General features: G+C 66.8%; 22 protein-coding genes. 9 read left to right on the top strand and 13 right to left on the bottom strand.

Going from position 1 to position 21,180, the window contains the following annotated elements; translation table 11 throughout:
- Nucleotides 1-4 precede the first annotated feature (4 nt).
- The gene (locus tag AAHH99_RS12435) at nt 5-949 is read left to right on the top strand and encodes a quinone oxidoreductase family protein (protein WP_418768880.1); all 945 of its coding nucleotides are present in this window, start codon (nt 5-7) and stop codon (nt 947-949) included.
- Here AAHH99_RS12435 and AAHH99_RS12430 read toward each other — a convergent pair.
- Genes AAHH99_RS12430 through AAHH99_RS12420 form a run of 3 tightly spaced genes read right to left on the bottom strand, consistent with a single transcriptional unit; the run spans nt 946 to nt 4,522 of the window.
- Nucleotides 946-3,027, bottom strand: coding sequence for a xanthine dehydrogenase family protein molybdopterin-binding subunit (locus AAHH99_RS12430; RefSeq protein ID WP_418768879.1), 2,082 nt, complete (start codon nt 3,025-3,027; stop codon nt 946-948). The two genes, AAHH99_RS12435 and AAHH99_RS12430, sit on opposite strands and share 4 nt — an antisense overlap.
- On the bottom strand, nt 3,024-4,010 hold the full coding sequence (locus AAHH99_RS12425) for an FAD binding domain-containing protein (protein ID WP_418768878.1): 987 nt from the start codon (nt 4,008-4,010) through the stop codon (nt 3,024-3,026). The genes AAHH99_RS12430 and AAHH99_RS12425 overlap by 4 nt, the downstream gene beginning before the upstream one ends.
- Nucleotides 4,007-4,522 carry a 2Fe-2S iron-sulfur cluster-binding protein gene (locus tag AAHH99_RS12420; RefSeq protein WP_418768877.1) on the bottom strand — a complete coding sequence of 172 codons (516 nt, stop codon included), beginning with the start codon at nt 4,520-4,522 and terminating at the stop codon, nt 4,007-4,009. The genes AAHH99_RS12425 and AAHH99_RS12420 overlap by 4 nt, the downstream gene beginning before the upstream one ends.
- Nucleotides 4,523-4,580: 58 nt before the next feature.
- Between AAHH99_RS12420 and AAHH99_RS12415 the strand changes: the two genes are divergently transcribed.
- The 4 genes from AAHH99_RS12415 (at nt 4,581) to AAHH99_RS12400 (ending at nt 8,831) form a co-directional block, all read left to right on the top strand.
- Nucleotides 4,581-5,129, top strand: a complete 549-nt coding sequence (locus AAHH99_RS12415; protein ID WP_418768876.1) for a YceI family protein — start codon at nt 4,581-4,583, stop codon at nt 5,127-5,129.
- A gap of 141 nt (nt 5,130-5,270) precedes the next feature.
- On the top strand, nt 5,271-6,821 hold the full coding sequence (locus tag AAHH99_RS12410; protein ID WP_418768875.1) for a serine/threonine-protein kinase: 1,551 nt from the start codon (nt 5,271-5,273) through the stop codon (nt 6,819-6,821).
- A 105-nt stretch (nt 6,822-6,926) separates the two neighbouring features.
- Nucleotides 6,927-7,388 (top strand): cyclic nucleotide-binding domain-containing protein, encoded by a 462-nt coding sequence (locus AAHH99_RS12405; RefSeq protein ID WP_418768874.1) that lies wholly within the window; start codon nt 6,927-6,929, stop codon nt 7,386-7,388.
- Between the two features lie 57 nt (nt 7,389-7,445).
- Nucleotides 7,446-8,831: a WS/DGAT/MGAT family O-acyltransferase gene (locus tag AAHH99_RS12400; RefSeq protein ID WP_418768873.1), complete on the top strand. Its 1,386-nt coding sequence runs from the start codon at nt 7,446-7,448 to the stop codon at nt 8,829-8,831.
- Here AAHH99_RS12400 and AAHH99_RS12395 read toward each other — a convergent pair.
- Genes AAHH99_RS12395 through AAHH99_RS12385 form a run of 3 tightly spaced genes read right to left on the bottom strand, consistent with a single transcriptional unit; the run spans nt 8,814 to nt 13,163 of the window.
- Nucleotides 8,814-10,352 (bottom strand): MFS transporter, encoded by a 1,539-nt coding sequence (locus AAHH99_RS12395; RefSeq protein WP_418768872.1) that lies wholly within the window; start codon nt 10,350-10,352, stop codon nt 8,814-8,816. The genes AAHH99_RS12400 and AAHH99_RS12395 overlap by 18 nt on opposite strands.
- Nucleotides 10,353-10,362: 10 nt before the next feature.
- The gene (locus AAHH99_RS12390; RefSeq protein ID WP_418768871.1) at nt 10,363-12,684 is read right to left on the bottom strand and encodes an alpha/beta hydrolase-fold protein; all 2,322 of its coding nucleotides are present in this window, start codon (nt 12,682-12,684) and stop codon (nt 10,363-10,365) included.
- A 53-nt stretch (nt 12,685-12,737) separates the two neighbouring features.
- Nucleotides 12,738-13,163 (bottom strand): lipoprotein LpqH, encoded by a 426-nt coding sequence (locus AAHH99_RS12385; RefSeq protein ID WP_418768870.1) that lies wholly within the window; start codon nt 13,161-13,163, stop codon nt 12,738-12,740.
- Between the two features lie 123 nt (nt 13,164-13,286).
- Here AAHH99_RS12385 and AAHH99_RS12380 point away from each other — a divergent pair, with 123 nt between their 5' ends.
- Nucleotides 13,287-14,096: a DUF1206 domain-containing protein gene (locus tag AAHH99_RS12380; protein ID WP_418768869.1), complete on the top strand. Its 810-nt coding sequence runs from the start codon at nt 13,287-13,289 to the stop codon at nt 14,094-14,096.
- A 57-nt stretch (nt 14,097-14,153) separates the two neighbouring features.
- Complete coding sequence (locus AAHH99_RS12375; RefSeq protein WP_064427164.1) at nt 14,154-14,327, top strand: CsbD family protein; 174 nt, start codon at nt 14,154-14,156, stop codon at nt 14,325-14,327.
- Between the two features lie 9 nt (nt 14,328-14,336).
- Here the strand turns inward: AAHH99_RS12375 and arr are convergent, their stop codons facing one another.
- The 6 genes from arr to AAHH99_RS12345 all read right to left on the bottom strand — a co-directional run bounded on the left by arr (nt 14,337) and on the right by AAHH99_RS12345 (nt 18,762).
- Complete coding sequence (gene arr, locus AAHH99_RS12370; protein WP_418768868.1) at nt 14,337-14,765, bottom strand: NAD(+)--rifampin ADP-ribosyltransferase; 429 nt, start codon at nt 14,763-14,765, stop codon at nt 14,337-14,339.
- 209 nt (nt 14,766-14,974) lie between these two features.
- Nucleotides 14,975-15,700: a M15 family metallopeptidase gene (locus tag AAHH99_RS12365; protein ID WP_418769610.1), complete on the bottom strand. Its 726-nt coding sequence runs from the start codon at nt 15,698-15,700 to the stop codon at nt 14,975-14,977.
- A gap of 59 nt (nt 15,701-15,759) precedes the next feature.
- Complete coding sequence (locus AAHH99_RS12360; protein ID WP_418768867.1) at nt 15,760-16,854, bottom strand: hypothetical protein; 1,095 nt, start codon at nt 16,852-16,854, stop codon at nt 15,760-15,762.
- 23 nt (nt 16,855-16,877) lie between these two features.
- Entirely contained in the window at nt 16,878-17,183 is a 306-nt protein-coding gene (locus tag AAHH99_RS12355; RefSeq protein WP_418768866.1) for a DUF732 domain-containing protein, read from the bottom strand.
- 411 nt (nt 17,184-17,594) lie between these two features.
- Complete coding sequence (locus AAHH99_RS12350) at nt 17,595-18,107, bottom strand: peptidoglycan recognition family protein (protein ID WP_418768865.1); 513 nt, start codon at nt 18,105-18,107, stop codon at nt 17,595-17,597.
- A gap of 193 nt (nt 18,108-18,300) precedes the next feature.
- A complete protein-coding gene (locus tag AAHH99_RS12345; RefSeq protein WP_064400390.1) occupies nt 18,301-18,762 on the bottom strand; it encodes a DUF3592 domain-containing protein in 462 nt (153 codons plus the stop codon).
- Between the two features lie 293 nt (nt 18,763-19,055).
- Here AAHH99_RS12345 and AAHH99_RS12340 point away from each other — a divergent pair, with 293 nt between their 5' ends.
- Together AAHH99_RS12340 and AAHH99_RS12335 are read left to right on the top strand one after the other, a co-directional pair.
- The gene (locus tag AAHH99_RS12340) at nt 19,056-19,673 is read left to right on the top strand and encodes a hypothetical protein (RefSeq protein WP_418768864.1); all 618 of its coding nucleotides are present in this window, start codon (nt 19,056-19,058) and stop codon (nt 19,671-19,673) included.
- A 266-nt stretch (nt 19,674-19,939) separates the two neighbouring features.
- On the top strand, nt 19,940-20,494 hold the full coding sequence (locus AAHH99_RS12335; RefSeq protein WP_418768863.1) for a class I SAM-dependent methyltransferase: 555 nt from the start codon (nt 19,940-19,942) through the stop codon (nt 20,492-20,494).
- Nucleotides 20,495-20,558: 64 nt separating this feature from the next.
- On the opposite strand, the gene AAHH99_RS12330 is transcribed toward AAHH99_RS12335, so the two are convergent.
- Nucleotides 20,559-21,056, bottom strand: coding sequence for a DUF7255 family protein (locus AAHH99_RS12330; RefSeq protein ID WP_418768862.1), 498 nt, complete (start codon nt 21,054-21,056; stop codon nt 20,559-20,561).
- Nucleotides 21,057-21,180 lie beyond the last annotated feature (124 nt).

The following is a 21,180-nucleotide window of genomic DNA, read 5'->3' as shown; positions in this document are numbered from 1 at the left end:
GTGGATGACCGACTTCGGGGGAACCGAAGTGCTGCGCGTCGACGACAGCGCGGTGCCGGTGCCTGGACCGGATGAGGTGTTGATCGAGGTCGATGCCGCCGGCGTCACCTACGGCGACGTGATGAAGCGGCAGGGGGCGTTCGGGACCTTCGATCTGCCGGCGGGATTGGGGCAACAGGTCGCCGGCACGGTCCGGCGCTCCTGCTCTGGCGGACCGGCCGTGGGCTCACGCGTGGCGGGCATGGTTGAGCATGGCTACGCCGAGCTCGCCAATGCGCAGGCTGATTCGGTTATGCCGTTGCCTGATTCGGTGGACGGTCGTGATGCGGCCAGCCTCTGGGTTCACGGAGTGACCGCCTACCAGACATTGCGCGATGCCGGGCGAATCACGTCCGGCGATACCGTGCTGGTGCACGCCGCCGCGGGTGGTGTCGGGACCCTCGCGATCCAACTGGCCAGGCTGCTCGGTGCTGGCGCCGTCATCGGCGCGGCGGGAACTCCGCAGAAACTCGACCACATTCGGTCGTACGGCGCCGACTTCGCCGTGGACTACTCCGAAGCCGGATGGGCCAAGGCCGTGTTCGAGTTGACCGACGGGCGTGGCGTCGACCTCGTGCTCGACTCCGTCGGCGGTCAAACGTCGCTGGACACTCTGGACTGCGTCGCGCCGTTCGGCCGGATCGTCACGTTCGGAGCCGCAAGCGGAACCCCGCCGACATACTCGGGGATGGCCTTGATGACACAAAACCTCACGGTGACCGGTTACTCCCTGATGAGCTGGCGCAGCCGCCCAGCCGCGGTCAGCCAGGCCCTCGAACAACTCCTCGCATTCACTGCCGACGGCCGACTCCGCCCGAAAGTCACCGAGTACCGTCTTGACGAGGTCGTCGAAGCGCACCGCGCACTCGTCGACCGACAAACCGTCGGCAGCCTCGTGTTACGGCCTTAGCCAAGCAGCGCGTCGCACATTACGGGGAGGTCCCGCACCCGAATGCCCGTGGCGTGGTAGACGGCGTTGACGACCGCCGCGGCTGAGCCGACGATGCCAATCTCTCCCGCGCCGCGCGAACCCATCGGATTGGCGTGCTTGTCGACATCGTCGATCCACATCGCCTCGATCGCGGGGACGTCGGCGTGCGAGCTGATGTGGTACGTCGCCAGATCCCTTGTGACGACGTGGCCGAAGCGGGGGTCGCGCACGCTTTCCTCGTGCAGCGCCATTGACAGTCCCATCGTCATGCCGCCGATCAGCTGTGAGCGCAGCGTCGCCGGGTTGATGGCCCGGCCGATTGAGAACATACCCAGCATCCGCGGCACCCGGATCTCGCCCGTGTACCGGCTGACCCGCGCCTCGACGAAATGGGCGCCGAACGAATACATTCCGAAGTTCGGCGCCTCCTCGTTCTCCGGCGCCTCCGCGGTGGTGGTGACGCCGACCTCGGGGCGGTCGCCGTGGTCATGCCGGAATTGTTGTGCCGCAGTGACGATAGCGCGACCCCACGAGCTGATGCCCGACGATCCACCCTCCACCGACGCGGCGGGCAGATCGGTGTCACCGATCTGCAGGTCAACCGCCGAGAGTTCGCAACCCAGTGCATCGGCGGCAATCTGGCTCAACGCGGTCCACGTGCCGGTTCCGATGTCGACGGCGCCAATCGCGACCGCGTAGCGGCCCGGGGCGACACATTCGATGCGGGCGCTGTTGCCCGGCTGGATCATCGCGGGATACACCGCGGACGCCACACCGGTGCCGACCAACCACTCACCCTCACAACGGGTCCCGGGCTCCGGCTCGCGCGATGCCCAACCGAACCGCTCCGCTCCCGTCTGCAGGCACTCGACCAGACGGCGGTCCGACCATGGGTTACCGGTCTCGGGATCGACGTCGGGTTCGTTGCGGATGCGCAACTCGATCGGGTCGAGGCTGCACGCGGCGGCCAGTTCGTCCATCGCGACCTCGAGGGCGAACATGCCCGGACACTCGCCAGGCGCGCGCATCCAAAACGGGACGGGCACGTCGAGCGCCGCCAACCGGTGTGAAGTCTTGCGATTCGAGCCCGCGTACATCATGCGGGTGGGGACCGCGGCCTGCTCGGCGAACTCCTTGACCGTAGCGGTCTGGGTGATCACGTCGTGGCTGACGGACGTCAACGTCCCGTCGCGCTCCGCGCCGAGACGCAGGTGATGAATGGTCGGCGTGCGATATCCGACGAAGTCGAACATCTGCTGCCGGGTGACGGCGAACTTCACCGGCCGTCCCGGAACCCGTTGCGCGGCCATCACCGCCAGCACGTTGTGCGAGTGCGGTGCACCCTTGGAACCGAACCCGCCGCCGACGTTCTTCGCGATGACGCGCACCTGCTCCGGGTCGAGCCCGAACGTCGTCGCCATCTCCTTGCGAACCACGTGAACGCCCTGCGTCGAATCCCACAGCGTTAGCGTGTTGTTGTCCCACAGCGCGATACATGCGTGCGGTTCCATCGGATTGTTGTGCTCGTGCGGTGTCGAGTAGGTCTGATCGACGACCACCGCCGCGTCACGCAGCGCGGTGTCGGCATCACCCTCGGCGGTGTCGGTCCGATAGCCCGCGTTGACCTGCTCGGGCGCATACAGCTTCGGATCGTCGGCGCGGAGTTCGACGTCGTGCGGAGAAGCGTCGTACTCGACCTGCACCAGACCCGCTGCGTGACGGGCGGTCTCGGCGCTCTCGGCCACCACGGCGCCGATCAACTGGCCGCGATAATGCACCTGCGGGCCCTGCAGGATCGTGAGGTCGCCGTTGGAGGTGTCGGCCAACCGGAGCTTGTCGAACACGGTGAGTACCGCCATAACTCCGGCGACCGTTTCGGCGGGGGAGGCGTCCATGGTCGTGATGCGGCCGTGGGCGATGGTGGCCTGGATCGGATGGAGGTAGGCGGCGTTCTCGACCGCGTACTCATAGGCGTAATCCGCGGTGCCGGTGACCTTTGCGGGCCCGTCGAGGCGGGTGACACGCCTGCCGATGGCGCGGGGTTCGAGGGTGGTCATCGTTGCTCGCTCAGTTCGGTCAAGGTGGCGATGAGGGTGCGGCAGGTGAGTTCGATCTTGAACTCGTTGCCCGGCAACGGTTGCGCGTCGTCGAGCTCGGCGTCGGCGGCCCGCCGGAACGTGTCTTCGGTGGCCGGTGCGCCTGTGAGGACCCCTTCGGCGCGGCGGGCACGCCACGGTTTGTGGGCGATGCCGCCGAGCGCGATGCGGGCGCTCGTGATGGCGCCATCGTCGACGACGAGTTCGGCGGCCACCGACGTCAACGCGAACGCGTAGGAGGCGCGGTCGCGCACCTTGCGGTACGTCGATCGGGCTCCGTTCGGCGGCGCAGGGATCTCGACCGCGGTGATCAGCGCGCCGGGCGGCAACTCGGTGTCGCGGTCGGGGCGGTCGCCCGGCAGGCGGTGGAACTCCGTCAGCGGAAGGCGGTGTTCGCCGTCGGCGTCCTGGAAGACCACGACAGCGTCGAGCGCGGCCATCGCGACGGCCATGTCCGAAGGGTGCACGGCCACACAGTGTTCGGAGGCGCCGAGGATCGCGTGGTAGCGCACGTAGCCGCCGATCGCGGAGCATCCCTCGCCGGGCGTGCGCTTGTTGCATGGAGTGGTGACGTCCTGGAAGTACACGCATCGGGTGCGCTGCAACAGGTTTCCCGCGGTGGTCGCGAGGTTGCGCAACTGGCCGGAGGCCGCCGACAGCATCGCACGCGCGAGCACCGGGTAGCGGCTGCGGACCACGGGGTGGGCGGCGAGGTCGCTGTTGCGGACGTCGGCGCCGATACGCAAAGTGCCGTCGGGCAGCTGATCGACATCGGTGAGGGGCAGGTGACCGACGTCGACGACGAGGGACGGTTCGAGGATGCCGAGCTTCATGTGGTCGACGAGGTTGGTGCCACCGGCGAGGAACACGGCGTCGGGACGTTCGGCGACCGCGGTAACCGCGTCGGCCACGCTGGTGGCGCGGTGATAGTCGAAGGGGATCATCGCGCGGCCTCGCTGATGGCGGCGACGATGTTGGGATAGGCGGCGCAACGGCAGAGGTTGCCGCTCATGCGTTCGCGGATCTCATCGTCGGAGAGTTCGGGTGGCTTTTCGAGATCGTCGGTGACGTGGCTGGGCGCGCCGGACTTGACCTCGTCGAGCATGCCGACGGCCGAGCAGATCTGGCCGGGCGTGCAGTAACCGCACTGGAAGCCGTCGTGGTCGAGGAACGCCTGGGCGACGGGATGCAGGGTGTCGCCTTCGCCGAGGCCTGAGGCGGTGACGATCTCGGCGCCGTCGTGAGCGACGGCGAAGGCCAGGCAGGTGGTGGCACGGCGGCCGTCGAGCAGAACCGTGCACGACCCGCACTGGCCGTGGTCACAACCCTTCTTGGGGGCGGTGACACCGAGGTGTTCGCGGAGCAGGTCGAGCAGGGTGACACGGTTGTCGACGTGCACGGAGTGCTCGGTGCCGTCGACGGACACGGTGATATCGGTGAAGTGGGCTGACTCCATTGTCCGCAGGTACCCGTGCCCGCGCTGGCGAAACGGCGCCACCGCGACAATGGACACTATGACCGCGCAAACCTGGAACCTGGACCAGTCAGACGGCGAGCTGAGGATCCGCACCGGTGTCGAGGGCCGGGCGGCAAAGATGGGTCACCGCCTGACCATCGCCGTGAACTCCTGGCATGCCGCGGTCGAATGGTCCGATGGCGAACCATCCGGGGTGACGCTCGCGGCCGAGGTGGACTCGCTCGAGGTGCTCAGCGGGGAGGGTGGAGTGACACCGCTGACCGGACCGGAGAAGGCGCTGGCGCGGTCGAATGCGCTGAAAGTGCTGAATGCGAAGCGGTTTCCGCGTATCGAGTTCGAAACCAGCGACATCGAGAAGACCGGGAACGGATACCGTCTCACCGGAACGCTGCAGATCAACGGCAAAACGCGCGAACAGGCCGTCGACCTGACTGTGCAGGAAGTCGACGACGTGTGGCGTATGTCATGTGAAGCCACCGTGCGGCACTCTGACTTCGGTCTCAAGCCGTACTCGATGCTGATGGGCTCGATGAAGGTCGCTGACGCCGTGACCGTCGCATTCACCGCGAAACGAAATAATCGGTAGCCTGGCGCACTGAGGAAATCGCCTGTGCTGCTGCGATATCGGAGCCGCCGGGCCACCCGCTGCGGGGAGCGGGTTACGTAAGACGGCGTTGCGGGAACACCACTGGTTGCTGCGCTGGTGTCGAAAGAGAAAGGATGGCATGTGAGCTCCCCGAAGGGCGGTTCCCGTCTGGGCACGCGATTCGGGCCGTATGAGCTGAAGTCTCTGATCGGCGTCGGCGGCATGGGCGAGGTGTATCGGGCGTGGGACACCGCAAAGGAACGGACTGTGGCCATCAAGCTGCTACGTCCGGATATGGCGGCCGATCCCAACTTTCAGGAACGCTTCCGGCGTGAGTCGCGCGTCGCCGCGCGCCTGCAGGAACCGCACGTCATCCCCGTGCACGACTTCGGCGACATCGACGGTGTGCTCTACATCGACATGCGCCTCGTCGAAGGAGCCAGCCTCAAGGAGTTGATTCGAGCCGCCGGCCCGTTGCCCGCGACGCGCGCGGTGTCGATCATCACCCAGGTCGCGGCCGCGCTGGACGCCGCGCATTCGAATGGGCTGGTACACCGCGACATCAAGCCAGAGAATGTGCTGCTGACCCACGACGATTTCGCCTACATCGTCGACTTCGGCATCGCGCACGGCGGCGGCGAAGCGAACGTCACCAAGACCGGCCTGGTCATCGGGTCGTGCGCCTACATGGCGCCGGAACGCATCAGTGGCGAACGCGGCGGCCCGGCCTCCGACATCTACTCGCTGACCTGCCTGCTCTACGAATGCCTGACAGGCCGCGCGCCGTACGACTCCGGCGACCTGCGCGAGATCATGGGCGCGCACCTGTTCTCGCCGCCGCCGCGCCCGAGCATCATGCGACGCGGCATCAGCCGGGCGTTCGACGAGGTCATCGAGCGGGGCATGGCGAAAAAGCCCATGGATCGCTACACGACGGCCGGCGAGTTGGCCAAGGCGGCCGCAGCTGCGGCCGAGCAGCCACCGGTCGCGATGCCGGTAGCCCCGCCACCGCCGCTGGCTCCGTCGACGCGCCAGTTTTCCGCGGTGGACCCAAACCCGGCGAGCACCCGCTATCCGCCGATGTATGCACCGCAGCCGCCGCCACCGACAAACCGCAAGCGTTTCGGTCCGGCGCAGGTTGGGCTGGTCGTGACGACGGTCGTGCTGTTCACCGCGGCGGTGGTGCTGGCCATGGTGCTGGCGTTCAGCGACAACGGGAGCGGTTCGGCGCCGCAGACGCCGCTGGCCGTGCCGCCGTCGACGACGACCGAGACGACGACCCCGCCCACGACCACCGCGCCGTCGACGACGACAACCACGACAACCACGACGACGCCGACGACCACCGGACCGCCGATCGCCGGGGTGTCAGGCACGGACTCGCAGGGCTTCATCGGGCACACCACGCGCTGCGACGCGGGGAGCACGCCGGTCGCGGCGATCCGGACGGCGCAGTCGCTGGCGGTGATCTGCGAAACGGGTGCGGGCAACTATCAGTACCGCGGAGAACGGCTGCGCGACGGGGCCAACGTGCAGCTCAACAACGCGCGACCGGTGGGTAACGGGTTCGTCGCCACCAATCCGGCCGACGGCGCGCGCTACGACGTGCAACCCGGCCTGCTGACGATCTCGAGCAACGGCAAGGTCGACTCGGCCGAACCCGCGCTGGAGTACGGCTCGGCGAACCGCTGACCGGCGACTTGTGCACATCTAGGCGCGCTCAGCGCTCGTTTCTGTGCACAAATCGCAGCAGGAGGACTACCGTTCGGCCAGGAAACACCGCAGATCGGGGACCTCATGGACAACCGCAAGTACGCCCGCGAAAGCGAACAGGCTCGCAGGCAGGAAATCGAACAGGACGCCCGTCGGCTCCGCGAGTTCGAGACCTTCGCCAAGTTCTCCGACAGCGACCTGCGGCGCCTGGTCGAAGCGGCGCATCGGACGTCGACGTCAGGGCCGTGGCCGCTGATCCAGGAGCAGACCCCGTCGGACGCCTGCTACATCCTGCTCAGCGGCGAGGTCGGCGTCTACGTCGGCCACGACCGCATCGCCGTCGTCGGCCCTGGCGAGGTGATCGGCGAATCGGTGCTGCGCCGCGGCGCATTGCGCAACGCGACCGTGACGACGACGGGGCGCGCAGACGTGCTCCACATCAACCGCGACGACCTCGCCCGGTTGATCGACGAGATGCCCGCGCTGCGCGAGGCGATGGACGCCACCGTTGCCCGCCACGCTCCGCAGGCCACCAAACAGGGCTGAATCGGGAGTAACTTCGCCATGGTTTGACGTGACTGTCAACCCGGGTACCTCCAGCGAATGGAACGGCTGAGTGCGTTCGACGCAACGATGCTCTACAGCGAATCATCCAGCGTCCCACTGAATGTGTGTTCAATCGCCTGCCTGGACACGTCGACGATCCCGGGCGGTTACGACTTCGACCGCGTCCGCGAGCACCTGGCCACGCGCTTGGAGGCTCTGCCGGAGCTGCGGGCAAAGCTCGCCAACAGTCAGCTGAACCTCGATCATCCAGTGTGGGTGGACGACGACGAGTTGGACCTCGAGTACCACCTGCACCGCATCGCGCTGCCCGCGCCCGGCGGGCGCAACGAACTGGTCGATGTCTGTTCGCGCATCGCCGCGGCACCCCTCGACCGCAGCAAGCCGCTGTGGGAGATGTGGGTGATCGAGGGCATCCACGAAACCGATCCGTTCGACGCCGGCGACGTCGCGTTGATGATCAAGGTGCATCACGCCGCAGTGGACGGGGTGTCGGCGGCCAACCTGATCAGCAAGCTGTGCGACGTCGAACCCGACGGCCCCCCACCAGAGCCCGTCGAGGGCGTCGGCGGCGCCAGGCCGTTAGAGATCGCCGCCGGAGGCCTGGTGCGTGCGTTTACCCGACCGTGGCAACTGACCAGGGCGGTGCCCGCGACGATGTCGACCGTCTTCAGCACGATCACCCGCGCCCGCTCCGGCACCGCCATGGCCGCCCCGTTCTCGGCTCCGGCGACGGTGTTCAACGCCGAGATCACCTCCGACCGCACCATCGCGCTGGCGCAGCTCGGCCTCGACGACGTCAAGCGGGTCAAGAACGCCTTCGACGTCAAACTCAACGACGTGGTAATGGCGCTGTGCGCCGGAGCGTTGCGCGAGTACCTGCTCAAACGCGGCGAGCTGCCGGACGATCCGCTGATCGCGGTGGTCCCGGCGTCGGTGCACGACAAGTCCGACCGGCCCGGCCGCAACAAGCTCTCGGGCTTCTTCAACAACCTGCAGACCCATATCGATGATCCCGGTGAACGGCTGCGCACCATCGCCGAATCCAGTTCGCGCGCAAAGGCTCACAGCGCCGACATCGCTCCCACCCTGCTGGCCGATGTAACGCAGGCGTTGCCGCCCGCACTGTTCGGCATGGCGATGGAGGTGCTGTCCCACACGCCGCTGAAGCGCACCCCGATCCACAACGTGGTCATCTCGAATGTGGCTGGGCCGCAGGATAAGCTGTACGCGATGGGCGCCGAGATGAAGGCGCTCTACCCGCTTGGCCCGATCTTCCACGGCTCCGGGCTCAACATCACCGTGATGTCGTTGACCGGCAAGCTCAACGTCGGGATCATCGCGTGCCGCAAGCTGGTCAACGATCTGTGGGACCTCGCCGACCGGTTCGAAACCGCGCTGGACGAACTACTGGCCGCCTGCTGAGCGGTTCGCGGGCTTGATCAACCACAGCGCCAGGATGATCGCTGCGACCGGGCCGACGGCCATGATCACGCTCAGGGTGTGGATGGCGTCGACGGCGTTGTGCGGCGCCTGCTCGACCACCAACCGGGCCTGCTCGGGGTTGACCATCTGTGCCCCGTGACCGCCGTGCACGGTGAGCAGCGCCTCGCGGGTTTCGGCGCGCGTGATGCCGGAGCGGGAGAGGTCGTGGGCGCTGTCGGTGAGGAACAGGTTGATGCCGACGAGCGCGAATAGCGCGGGCCCGAGCGAGTATCCGCCTTCGTTGACCGCGCTCTTGACGGCGGAGACCGCGCCGCCGAGATCGGTTGGCGCGCTGCTCATCATGATCGTGGCTTGCGGCGTCGTCACGAGCGCGCCGCCAACGACGATCAGCGCGGTGGTGACGAACACCGTCGTGCGCGTCGTGTCAAGGTCGAAGAGCCTCATCGACAGCAGCCCGCCGAGCATTACCAGGAGGCCGGTGATCATCACGGTGCGCGGGCTGAACCGGTTCGCGGCGGGCCCGGCGGAGGTGGCGGCGACGGCGGCCAGCGCGGTAGCGGGGATCAACAGGAGGCCGAACAGCTCGTGCGACTCCTTGCGGACCGTCACGAGATAGAACGACAGCAACACCATCGACCCGCCGAGCACGATGTTGAACAGCACGCCGGCGGTCACGGCGGCGTTGAACCGACCCGACCGGAACACGCGCATGTCGAGCGCCGGGTCCTCAACGCGCAACTCCTGCATGACGAATGCGCAACCGGCCACCAGGCCGACGCCGATCGCGACGAGCCCGACGGTGTTGAAACCGGTCTCGATGCGCGAGACACCGAAGATCAGCCCGAGCAGCGCGACGGCGAACAATGCCATCCCGAGCACGTCGAGCCGACGGTCCGCGCGCACCGTCTCAGGCACGAACCGCCACGTGACGAGCAAGCCGAGGACGCCGATGACCGGCGCCACGAAAAAGCAGGCCCGCCAACCGATCGCGTGACCGAGCATGCCGCTGATTGCCGGCATCGGTGTCGCGACGGCGTAGCCGACACCGAAGTACGCCGCGATCGCCGCGGCCCGCCGACCCGGCGGAAACACCGCGTTGGTGATGGCAAGCGACAGACCGATCAGGAACGCCAGCGTCACACCGGCACCCGCGCGAGCGACGATCAACACAGCCGGCGCGGGCGCGGCGGCGGCGAGCAGGCTGAACACGATCGCCCCGGCCAGCCCGAACAGATACATCCGCCGCATGCCGTACAGGTCGCCCAACGCACCGGCGCTGAGGACCGCGGCGGCCAGGGTCAGGGTGGCCAGGCTCGCGACGAATGTCGCGGTAGACCCGGTGATGCCCACGCCGGCCGAGACCAATTGCAGGTTGGCCGAGAAGGTGGTCGGGTCGCCGATCGCGATCGCATAACCGAGGCCCATCGCGAGCACCGTCACGACAGCTGCGAGCCCCGACACCTGACGCTGCTCGGCGTCGACGCGAGTACCGTCCGGCACGCGCGGGATGTTACCGGCGCAGCAACGCCGCCATCACCTCTTTCGAAGGCACGGTCGCCGCGGTCAGGGCGATGGTGTGCCGCCCGACGGGCACCCGAACGTCCGCACCGGCGGGTTCGCCGTCGAGCAGAACCGCCACATCGGGCGGTAACGCGGCGAGTTCGACGCGCGTCTCGGTGTCGGTGGAGATATCGATGCTCGACGTGTCCAGCGACGCGAGCCCGGCCCGGGCGACGTCGACGGTGATGCCCGCAACGCCGGTCAGTTTCAACGTCAGGAACGGCATGGGCTCGACGGCCGAACCTGTGCGCCACAGCAGTTCGGTGTACAGGCCGGGGGACAGATCGAGGTCGGGTTCGACGCCGCGCCGGCGGCGGATCGTGCGGGTCGGGTCAGGGCGCGCATACGACCGCGCGTCGACGGTCGCGACGGCGCCACGCCTGCCGGCCAGGTCGGGACCGGCCGTCAGCTTCGACAACCACCAAACTTGCTGCGGGCCAAGGCCGAGATCGGGCCGCACCAGCTCCGGGTACCACGAGTAGGTGATGTGACCGGGGTCGGGCTGGCGGAGCCCGGTGCCCATGTGGGCGATCGGATCGTCGAACTCGTCTTCGAGCACCCACGTCACGTGATCCTCGAACGGGTAGACGGTGAACCGGTAGCGGTAGCCCAGCCGGTCGAGTTCGAGCACCTGGGAGAGCACCGACGTGATCGGCACGAACTGGTCGAGCACGCCGTGGGCGATGACGAACGGCAGCCATCGCCCGTTGGGCAGCAGTTCCCAGGTATCGCCTTCGCGGGCGCAGTGCGAATTGAAGTCGAGGTCACCGGGGACGTCGACGTCGGGCAGCAGCCGCACCCCGCAGACGGGCGGTCCGGCCAGCACGACGGCCTGGGCGAACACCTCCGGGTATGTCAGTCCCAGTTTGTAGGCCGCGTAACCGCCCATGGAGTAGCCGGAGACGACGGTGCGGTTGGGATCGGTGCCGAGCTGTTCGGCTACCCGGGCCCACACCTCCCACACGTCGAGTTCGCCTTCGTCGAAGTACCAGCACGACGGACCGCGGGCCAGCGGCGTCACCACCACCGATTCGCGGTCCTCGCAGACCTGGTGCAACAGACGCGGGTCGATCGCGGCGAACTGATTCTGCCCCAACGCAAGTGAGTGCAGCAGCAGCGTCAACGGCAGCTGTCGGCCGGGCGTGTACGTCGAGGGCAGGCACACCGAGTAGGGCTGCACGCGGCCGAGGAACTGGGGATCGGTGCTCAAGATATTCGTCTTGGCGACGCCCTGGCCCAGCTCGATCGAGGAGACGTACCAGCGGGTGGAGGTGCCGCGCACGATCGGTTCTTCGGTGGTGGCGCGATCGGCGAGCTGGTCCCAGGCGAGCGGAACCGAGAACCCGGTCACGTCGCCGTCGCTGAGTGCTGCGGCTTGGGCCTGGTCCGACCAGAAGTTCAGGTGCGCCTTCTCCTGCTGGTGGGTGCGGAAGGCGACGTTGTAAACGTTCGGCTGGCCGGGCCGCGCGCCGCGACCGACGGGCACGTCGGCGAAGCCGTCGCCCGCGTCGTTGGCCAAGCCGGCGGCCAGCCGAACCGTCCAGGTGCCTTCCGGTTCGGCGAGCGCGCGGGGCACTTTGGCGAGGAAGGACCGGGACAGCATATCGACCTCGTGCTCGACGAGCGTCGACGACTCCTTGGTGAGGTCGATCAGCCGCGCGCCCGAGGCGGAGATGAGCAGGGCGGTGTCGATGCCAGCCGAAGTGACGCCCGCCCCGGCGGGCCAGTCGTTGGTCGGCGCCGCGGTGCGGTCGGTGTCTGATGTCGCCGCCGGAGCGGCTCCGGTGTCAAAAGTGAACAGCGCGATCGGGATTGACGCATCGATCAGGGTGTTCCAGTCGACGCGCCACCATGTGTGGGTGTCGGTGAGGCCGATCGCGACGCGGAAGATGTCGGCGCCGTTGCGGGCGGCGGGCCCGTCGGGGTAGACGTAGGTGCCGCGCGGGGGCACCAGGCCGCCGGTCGGGATGTCGACGAGCAGGCCGGTGGCGCCGTGGTCGTCATAGAGGAAATCGGTCCAGAAGAACGCGCCGCCGGCGTAGCGGCCAGTTCCGCAGGTGCGGGGGAAGTCTTCGCCGAACGGCCAGCTTTCTGGCGCGGGGAGCTCGGGTTCGGGACGCAATGCCGCGGCGGGCACGCCTTCGGGCATCCCGCCGATGACGACGAGTTCCGATTGCGGGCTACGCGCTTCGGGGGTGACGGCTTTGAGCACAGTGTCTGCCGCACGGCGTCCGATCCGCAGTGGCAGCAGCGCCAGGTCGATGAGGGACATGACCCCCAACCTAGGAGCAGTCCGTCGTTCCGCGGGGATTTACCGCCGCCGACTCAGCAGGGCGCTTTGATCTCGAACGGCATCGTGCGGGACTGGCCGGGATTGCGCCCGTCGGCGCCGACGACGGTGCCGGTGATGGTGTAGACGTTGCCCTTGGTGGTGGCCTCGGCTTTACCCGCCTCGCCCCCGAAAACCCCGTTGATCTCGTTGACGTTCTCGATGTTGACGGTCCGCACGACCGGCTTCGCGCCGCCGAGCTCCAGGTACACCTGCGCGCTGCCTGTTTTCGCCTTCGCGGCGATCTGCATCGACCATTGAATCTGCGTGCACTCGACGGTCTGGGTGTCCACGCCGTTGCCGTCGATGACGATCCGTCCGGATTGATCGGGCTCTTCGGATGGAGTCGATCCGACCAGTCCGCAACCCGAGACGAGTGCTGCCGCCGCCAACACCGGTACACCACTGGACCGCAATCGCATGTGACACCTCCCTCTGGCGTGGGGAGGTTACCCCGGCGGGGCAGCGCCGGGGGCGGTCATCGGCCGTTTCGCCGGAAAACGGCTGGGGTAATAGAGCCGGGTGTCAGGTGGTCCGGTGACAACATGAGCTTCAAGGGCGCGGTCAACGATGCCACCGGAAGCCGAGTGGTCCAGTTCTGCGCCCGTGCGGGATATCCGGTCAGCGGGACTTTGCACCTGCTCGTGGCCTACACGATCCTGCGGATCGCGATGGGCCTCGGCGGCGAAGCCGATCAGTCCGGTGCGCTGAGGACGCTGGCCACGGAGGGCGGCGGAACCTTTTCGCTGTGGATCGTCGCCGCCGGGCTGATCGCGCTGGCGATGTGGCGGTTCGCCGAAACGGTGTTGGGGCTGCATCCCGGTGAAAGCACCGAGGCGCACAAACGCGATTCGCCACTCATGAACCGGCTCAGGGCTTTTGGGCTGGGGTTGGTGTACTGCGCGGTGGCCTTCACCGCGATCCAGTTCGCGCTGGGTGCACGGATGCGGGGTAGTGAGCAGACCTCCGGCTTGAGCGCGAGGTTGATGCAGTCCGACGGCGGCAAGGCGGTCCTGGTGCTCGCGGGGCTCGCGATCGCGGTGATCGGCGCATACTTCGTCCACAAGGGCGCGACGCGCAAGTTCCTCAAAGACCTCACCGTCCCGGGTGGCCGGCTGGTCACGGTGCTGGGCATCTGCGGCCATGTCGCCGAGGGTCTGGTGCTTTTCGCGGCCGGCCTGTCGGTCGTCGTCGCGACCTACGTGAGCGATCCGGCCAAGTCGACGGGCCTCGACGGTGCGGTCAAGGCACTCGGACGCGCACACTACGGGGAGGCGATCTTGATCGCTGCGGCAACCGGTTTCGCGGCCTACGGGCTTTACAGCTTCGCGTTGGCCCGGTACTCCCGCATGTGAGGTTTCCATTTGCGGCTGCCGAGGTAACCGAGCGGCAGTCGACTTCGAGGAGGAAGCGTGAGCGCAGCGGATAAAGCACGGAACAAGGTGGACAACCTCGCCGGTAAGGCGAAGGAAGCGGTCGGCAACATGACCGGCGACGCGCGGACCCGCGACGAGGGCCGCAGCGATCAAGCGAAATCCAACTTCAAGGATGCCGGCGAGAAGATCAAGGACGCCTTCAAGAAGTAGCTTTCTGGCTCAGTCGTAGATGATGGCAAGGCCCCGGCGCCGGAGGTCTTCCAAGCCGTCGAGCATGGCTTGAAGCTGCTCGGGTGAATGCCCGACCCAGTCGGTGATCTCGCCGACGATCTTCACCGGCTCGCGTGTTCGGTAGGAGCGCGTCGGATTGCCGGGCAGCTTCTTGTCCGTGACGTTCGGATCGTCCTCCACGGCGCCAAGGGGTTCGACGATGTAGATGCGGCCGCGTCCCTCACCGGCCGCCAGCTCGGCGCCCCAGGTGGCGGCGTCCAAGGTCTGCGTTATGTAGACGTGGTTGGAGATGCGCCCATCTTCGAAGTTCGACGGACGCCCCGGCACCAGCAGATCGCCCACGGCGAGGTCCGCTTTGGTGCCGTGGAGGTAAGCGCCAGACTCGTGGACTTCGAATGGCTTAGGCGGGTTCGACACACTGCTCCTTCATCCGTTGCGGCGATGGCCGGACGATTGTGCAGCACGTCAGGAGCCTTGCCGCAAGCCCCACCCCCTGTCGTAAAGTGAGAGTGGGAAGACGGCGTGGGCAATAGCGCAAGGCGCTACGCAACATCGGCCGGAGCCGGGTAACTATCCGGTACGGGATGTATCGCGAATGAGAAACTTGAGTTCTTCTCGGGCGGAACTTATTCAGGCTTTTCGAAGTGCTGGTAGTCCTTCGGGTTCTGCCAATCGCCGCCCCACGTCCAGCCCCGGTCAGTGAAGATCCGGACCGCAGGATCGCCGGCGTGCAGTAGGCCCGGGTCGATGCGGGTGCGATCGAGATACGGTGCGGCGTTGGCGGGCTGGAGGTCACCCGCATTGTCGATGTACGGGTTGATGAGGGGATTGATGTCGATGGCCCGGCCGTAGGCGTGGTGGGACCAGTTGCCGGACCCGGGGATGTCGCGGCAGTTGAACGCTGAGGTGTTGTTGTCGCGCATGGACAGTTCGTCTTCGGCGCCCGGGTAATGGTCGGGTGTGCGCATCTTTTCGATCGGATAGCGTGCTTCACGGAGTTCTTCGAAGATCTCGATGACCTCGGGTACGAGGTCTTCGTGCACGACCAACTCTCCGCGATGCGTCTGCAGGTCCATTCCAAGATGGTCGATTTCGACGCGCCGCAGTCGCTCCGGGCCGAGAGGGCAACCGGGGCGCCAACTTTCGCCGAGTTCAGCCGCGGTGACCGGTAGGACACGGGGTGGTGGCGGGGTAGTCGTCGGCGGGGGAGGGGCCGCCGCGGTGGTCTGCGTCGTCGTGGTCGTAGCCGATGGCGGCGTGGACTCGGCCGGCGGTGGGGAGGCGCACTGGACGAGCAGCACGGCAGCCGCCAGAACGACGACCGCTCGAGCTGACCCGCCTCGATGACACAGCACCACAGCGGGATCTTATCCTCGGGCGACGCTATCGAGGCAGCTGCGATGGCGGCCCATTAGTTGTAGTCGGTGCTGCCCTCGACCGCGTGAGTGGTGCTGACCAATTTCGCGAAGCAGTGGTCGCGGTCGAATTGGTTGTTTCTGCACCATGCCAAGGCGCCCTCGGCGGTCGGATATGTGGGCCCGGCGATCGTCACCCAGAAATTGGAATGCGAGAACGTCGACCAGTCACCTGACCACAGCAGCCGAGCACCGGGATAGGTCTGGCGGAGCCGCTGGTGCTCGGCCAGGATCGCCGCGTGGGTCCACGTGCGTCCTTCGGCGACCAAACCGAGCCGCTTGGAACTCAATTGCGGCACCCAGGTATCGGTCATGGTCGCCAGCACCATTGGCTTATCGCTCGCGACGATCGAGCGCAGTTGGTTTCCGCTTGAGGTCTCGGCGTCGGGCAGTGGCGCCGGGATGGGTGCGGGGCGCGCTGCGGGGCGGCTGGTGCTTTCGATGATGTTGGCCATCAGCGACGGCACGGTCGTCGACCCGCCGATCTGGGTCTCGTAGGTCATCGCTCCCTGTACCTCGACGTACAGTGTCACCCTGTCCTTCTGGACGAAGTTGGCGACCATGTCCGCGTCATGAGCGGTGACGAACGTGTTCTGGTCGTAGTCGTATGCGTTCGTCACGGGCGCTGGCCCGGTGTCCGCGCGGAACGATGTTGCGCCCGTTGCGGAGTCGAACTGCGTGATCACGCCGTAGACGACGATCTTCTGACCGGCCCACGCGTGGGGATCCTTGGCCATGAGGGCGAACTCGCGCGCGGTCAGCGATTCGTAAGTCGACCGGTCCAGGCGCGTGGGGTCGGTAGGTGCCCGCCGCCCGGCCGGCTCTTGCGGCATCGTGGGTGCCGGCGTGTTTGGGGCGCTCGCGACGACGGTCGGGGAAGGACTCGCTGAGTCGGCGTCGGTGGGCTCGGATCCGCTGAGCTGCAGACCGACCAGGACGCCGACCGCCAGCACGAGAACTGCGATGCCTCCGGAAACTGAGGCAGCGGCGATGGGACTCCCATTGTGCCGCTTCGGTTCTGAATCGTCGTAGCCATCGGGCCACGGGATGGTCGGCTGCTGATGGTCGTAGTACGGGTTGGGATAAACCATGGTGGTGTCCTTTGAGTACGCGGTTAGCAGAGGAAAGTGTTGGCGGCGATGGCCATCCCCTGGGCCTGCGTGTAAGTGATGTTGTTCTGCGGATTCCAGACAAGGTTCTCGACGGTGGTGTCCAGGGGGACCCACATGGACTTGTCCGCGCAGACGGCGTAGCCCCAACGCAGCAGGGTGACATAGTTGCCATCCGTGGGTGCAATGCCGAGTCGGGAGATGGCGGTCAGGTAGCTCAACTCGTCGGCGGATGCCGGGGCAGCGGTTCCGATGGTGGCGCCGATGCTCAGTGTGAGTGCCAGCGTGAGGCCGGCGGTTAGTTTCTTCATGGCTTTACTTCTCAGTGGTACGGGTTCGTGCGGCGATGCGTTGGCTTCAAACGAGGCGTGCCCGGACCGCCTACGCGTCGCGGTGCGACGTCTGGTCGGGCTGTGCCCGTGCTCGGCACGACACGTTGAGACGGTCGCATCGGACGTTGCTGCGGCGAGTACCGGCACCGCTTCTTAGGCGAGCACCGCTTGTCTGTTCACTTGTACTTGATTGCGGAACCTTCGACGAACAGGCCGTTTCAGGTTCCTCTGAGGTAAACGGTAGGCCGAGACCCCAGCGGAGGAATCAGGGATTTCCCTATCATTAGTTTGCTGGAGGCGGCCGATACGGTGTGTGACGACAGCCGTACCTCATGCGTCACACGTGTAACGCCGACGTCCCGGTGATTCGCTGTTAGAGCGAGCCTGACGTCAGCGCAGGCCGGACTCGATGTCCGCGACGGCGTGTGAGGCCTCGGGCCCGCAGATGGTGTGGAGGTCCACCGTTCCGGCGGCCAGGAGCACGTCGACGCGGTTCTTGAGATCACCGTCGACGACGTGGGCGTAGAGGTTCGCACCTGGACACGAGGTGTCATGGCTGGCGTCGCGGTGCCCGGCGAGGGTGTCGGTTGGGATGTCGAATCGCTGTGCTCCCCAGGCGAAGGCGAGCGCAGCGCCGTGGAGCTGCTCCTCGGTGATCTCCTCCTTGTCGAAGTCGCCTTCGCAGACGACCAGGAAGTGACCAGTCGGGTCGTAGTTCGTGGCGGTGTCCCCGACGAGTTCGGGCTTTCGCAGTTCGTAGATGTTGCCGTTGCGGTCGACGCTGAGGTGATAGGCGATGTCGATCCAGCCCTGGGTGTCCTGGTGATAGTGCTGATGCTGGCGCAGGCGTGCCGGCGCGTTGGCGTTGTCGCCGAGGGTCACCGCGGTGTGGTGGATCGTCATGCGGACTGGGGTATGGGGTGTGCCGCCGGGATGGGGCGGCTGAGCGCCCCAGGCGTTGCGGCACAAGATGTTTGGGGCGTTCGGCGGAGCCGCCGTTGCGAAGGGTGGCGGTACGACGGTGGCAGCGGCTGCCAGGCCGGACAGTTGCAGGAGGCGTCGGCGGCTGAGTGCGAAGCGGTCGTTGGCGAGCATGTCAGCCCATCAACGAGATGACAGCGGCGATCAGCACGGCGACGCCGAGTGCCGTCATCACCAATGACGAAGGGGCACTTCGGCGTAGCACCGAGTTCATCGGGTTCTTCGGGTCAACCCAGACGTCGACGGTTTGGCCGGGTGCGTATCGAGAGGCTTGTGCGGAGGCGATACCGCCCAAGCCCATGCCGAATCCGAGGGGTGTGCCGAACGCGGCGCGCTGCCCGACGAAGGTCTGGCCGTTGACTTGGTATTGGTAGGCGACAACGGAGCGCTGCACGTTGGCGCCCATGCGTCCGGCTCCGGCTTGGGTCTGGTAGCCGGCGACACCCGAGCCGAGCATGGTTCCCGGGACGCGCTGCCAGCCGAGGGCGCCGAGCAGCTGCAACACACCGGGCAGCCCGCGGAACAGCAGGAAGATCCCGATGATCAACAGGCCGATCTCGGTGACGTAGTTGGCCACCGCCGGAGCCTAACGCCCTGATCAGCGCCGTGCGGTCGTTCAGTTGAGCTGGCGGACGAAACGCAGTTCTCGATGTGGTCCGGGCGGCAGTTCGGGCTGCGTCACATTGCCGTGCGGCACATGATCTGGACCACGAGCAAACTGCCGTCGGACTTTGCTTCAGTCCGCTATGTGTACCTCTAAAATGTCTGTGACGTGAGCCTTCGGCGATACCAGGGGCGGCGCCTTCGGTTGCTGAAAGACTCGTGAGCGATTGGTCAGCGTATAGGGGTGGTGGGTATCGTCCGCCGTCGATGGGACGACATTCATTCGCCAAGATGCGGCGGCGTCCGCGCTTGGCGGTCGTTGCAGGCGTGATTACCGCCGCCACGTTGTTTGTGGTCGGCGCAGACAGTTATCCGCAGGTCCGTGACGCGGTTGCGTGCTGCGACGTCGCCGCGGCGCCCCAACCACCGCCACCGGCGGTGAACCTGATGGCCGCACAACCGCCCGCCCCGAGTATCCCGCCCGTGCTGCCACAGGGCAGGGCGCCGGAAACGGGACTGCAGGTCGACACGATCTTGGCGGCGCGTGCGGTCAGCGCGGAGTTCCCCGAGATCCTCACCATCGGCGGCGTGCGCTCCGATTCTTTGAAATGGCATCCGCACGGGTTGGCGATCGACGTGATGATCCCGAGTGCTCGCTCGGCGGCGGGGATCGACCTCGGAGATAAGGTCCTGGCCTACGTCATGGCGAACGCGGAACGCTTCGGCCTCGAGCACGCCATCTGGCGCCAGACCATCTACCGCCCCAACGGCTCGAAGAATGTCATGTCGGACCGCGGTTCAGACACCGCCAACCACTACGACCATGTGCACATCGCCACGGCCGGCGGCGGATATCCGCAAGAGGGCCAGGTCTACCTCCGCTGACTCGCGCTGCGGTTGAAGCCGTCAATGTCCAGCACTCCAGCATCTTTCGTGTGGATTGACGGGTCGTCGCTCTCGTGACACCGGTATCGTTCGCGGAGGCGTCAGTCGAGCGACCTTGTCGCCTCGCGCGAACAGAGCTGGGCGCGTTGCGTTCTCGCTGTGCCCCCACCTCTCTGCGGCCAGACCATGGTTGTGTCTGAACGTCCGCATTGGCGAGCTGCGGGTCTCGGGGTAGATGGGCGGAACGCGAACGTACGCTGAAGTATGTGAGCGAGCAGGATCGCATCCGCTGGGAAGAGCGATACCGGAACCGTACGACGCCGGATGTATCCGCAGCCGAGATTCCTGCGGTGTTCGCTCCCTTCGAGGCCGAGTTCCCAACCCGCGGTCGGGCACTGGATCTGGCATGCGGGCCCGGGGCCGCCAGCGTGTGGCTTGCCCGTCGCGGGCTCGACGTCTGGGGTCTCGACATCTCGGCGACAGTCATCGAGCAGGCACGGGAACTGGCGGCGCAGGCCGGCGTGGGGGAGCGGTGTCGGTTCGATGTTGTCGATCTCGATGATGGCCTGCCGGCGGGCCCGCCTGTCGACGTCGTCGTGTGTTACCGCTTCCGTGATTCTCGGCTCGATCAGTCCATCGCAGAACGGTTGGCACCCGGTGGGCTGCTGGCGATCTCAGCGCTGAGCGTGGTCGGCGCTGGCGCCGGGCGCTTCCGGGTGCAGCCGGGCGAGTTGACTGCGGCGTTCGCTCAGCTCGAGGCCATCGCCGCGGGCGAAGGCGACGGCGAAGCGTGGCTGCTGGCAAGGAAACCGGCACGATAGCGGTACGGCGTACCCGGTCTGTCTGACGCGGAGTAAGCCGCGCATCGCGGTGGGTGAGGCGCGGCTAGATCGTCCGCTGTGCGACGAAGTCGGCGAAGTGGCGAAGGTCGATGGCGCCCCCAGCGAGTGCGTCGCCGATCGTCGTCTCGCCGACCCGGTCCCAGATCGAGAGCCGGCAGAGCCGGGGAGTCTGCGCCTGAAGCACTGCTATGTCTTTGACCGCATCGTAGAGCGCACGTTGCTTCCAGCGAGGCGAGCCAGGCCCGTCCAGGACGCCCGGTGGGCTCGACGGCCCGAACAGGGACTCGCAGGACGGAGTAGTCCACCGCTTACCCCACCTGCCCGCAGCGAGGCATTTCTTCTCAAAGTCATTGCAGTGGCCGAGGTAGGCGTCGCGACACGGAAGGGCCGTCGCCCACTTTGGTTGGAGCGTTCGAGCCCGGTAGCGGTTGAAGTGCAGTTCCTCGTCGAGTTCGACCACAAGCCCACCGGAGAAGGCGAGGTCCCATGCCCCGGGTCGCAACCGCGGCATCGGTGTCTGTCCGCCGAGCGACTCAAACAACTCGACGACCCGCTCGCGAGCGTCGGAGCCGAGAGCTTCGAGCCGAGGGGCAGGTGGAGCACCATGGCCACACTGAATCCGGCGCGGGCCATGAGATTCTGCAGAGCCTGTGCTCGAGCGCCAG

Source organism: Mycobacterium neumannii, from assembly GCF_048452905.1.
Classification (GTDB): Bacteria; Actinomycetota; Actinomycetes; order Mycobacteriales; family Mycobacteriaceae; genus Mycobacterium; species Mycobacterium neumannii_B.
Note: the sequence above shows the minus strand (reverse complement) of the source record. Positions and strands in the feature narration are given on the sequence as shown.